Origin of the sequence: Methylobacterium sp. UNC300MFChir4.1, from assembly GCF_900110155.1 — a bacterium.
Taxonomy (GTDB): Bacteria; Pseudomonadota; Alphaproteobacteria; order Rhizobiales; family Beijerinckiaceae; genus Methylobacterium.
In genome coordinates, this window is record NZ_FOCS01000074.1 from 1 (window position 1) to 1,305 (window position 1,305).

A 1,305-nucleotide genomic window follows, 5' to 3' on the forward strand; every position below is an offset into this window, starting at 1 on the left:
GGCGTCCGGGTGAACGCGGTCAACCCGACGCTGGTCTACACGCCGTTCACCGCCGGCATGCAGGACCAGCCCGAGCTCGTGGCCAAGTTCAACGAACGCATCCCGATGGGTCGCGGCGCACAGCCAGACGACATCAGCGGGGTCATCGCCTTCCTGGCGAGCGAGGACGCACGCTTCGTCACCGGGGTGAACCTGCCGGTGGACGGCGGCGTTTCGGCCTCGAACGGGCAGCCGAAGCTCAGCTAGGGGAGATCCGCCGCCGGTCGGCAGCGCGCCCTATCGCCGTCGGTGTGCCTGATTTCGGCCGAGCAGCCTTGGCCGACATGACGATGGAGCTTCCTCGCTCCTGACCGCCCCTCCGTTGGATCGGAAACGGAGGGGTGGGGCGTTCCTCAGTTGCGAGCGTCGCCGTCGCGCATCTGGCCCGTCGGCTCCTGGACGTGGGCTTCGAGGAACCAAAGCTGCTTGTCGACGGCGCGGGAGACCTCGGTGAACAGGTCGGCCGTACCGGGGTCGCCCGCCTCGTCCGTCTCGTCGATGTTCTCGCGCACGGCGTTGGCGTAGGCGGCGTAGCTGTCGATCAGCGCGGCGATGTGGTCGGCGATGGCGTAGATGCCCGTCGGGTAGGCGGGCAGCTTGGACGACCCCGCCACGACCTGCGCCGTCCCCAGGGCCGTGCCGCCGAGCTGCACCGCCCGCTCGGCCACCTTGTCGTTGAGGTCGCTGATCTCGGCGCGGAAACCGTCCAGCATCAGGTGGATGCCGATGAACTGCGGGCCCTTGAGGTTCCAGTGGGCCTGCTTGATCGCGAGAGCGAGGTCGATGCCGTCGGCCAACCGTGCGTTCAGGGCCTCGATGGACACCCTCTTGGCGTTTGAATTGGTGTCGTTGCGGGTCTGGTGGGTACGCGGGGTGCTGCTCGTGGCCATGCTTTGCTCCGTTATGCCGAGGCGGCAATTGTAGAAGGCTGGGGAGGTTCCCTTCGTCGGAGGGGGAGACGCTCGGTTCTGAGACCCCGGCCGTCCAGGCTCACGCCGGTCGCTCGTGCAGCCGCCGGGGCGGGTGAAGGTGGCGGCCTATACGAGGCTCGCAAATGACGAGCTTGCATAACCGGGGGCCGATGACGGGCGAGCAAGGAACTCCCGTCGCGAGGCGGACTTCTCAACCGCCGCTCTCGTCGTGACCCGAGGCGGTCCCCTCGAACGATGGCGGAGCGGTACAGATGGATCTCGGCATCAGCGGACGGGTGGCCGTCGTGACAGGGGCCAAGTCGGGCATGGGTCGCTCGACCGCCGAGCATCTTCT

Annotated in this window: 2 protein-coding genes; one reads left to right on the top strand and one right to left on the bottom strand. The window is 67.9% G+C overall.

Annotated elements, in window-relative coordinates; genetic code table 11:
- The coding region (locus BMY19_RS30315) for an SDR family NAD(P)-dependent oxidoreductase (protein WP_139215759.1) at positions 1 to 246 on the top strand (246 nt) is incomplete at its 5' end.
- A 146-nt stretch (positions 247 to 392) separates the two neighbouring features.
- Here the strand turns inward: BMY19_RS30315 and dps are convergent.
- Complete coding sequence (dps, locus tag BMY19_RS30320; RefSeq protein ID WP_100253897.1) at positions 393 to 929, bottom strand: DNA starvation/stationary phase protection protein Dps; 537 nt, start codon at positions 927 to 929, stop codon at positions 393 to 395.
- Between the last annotated feature and the right edge of the window lie 376 nt (positions 930 to 1,305).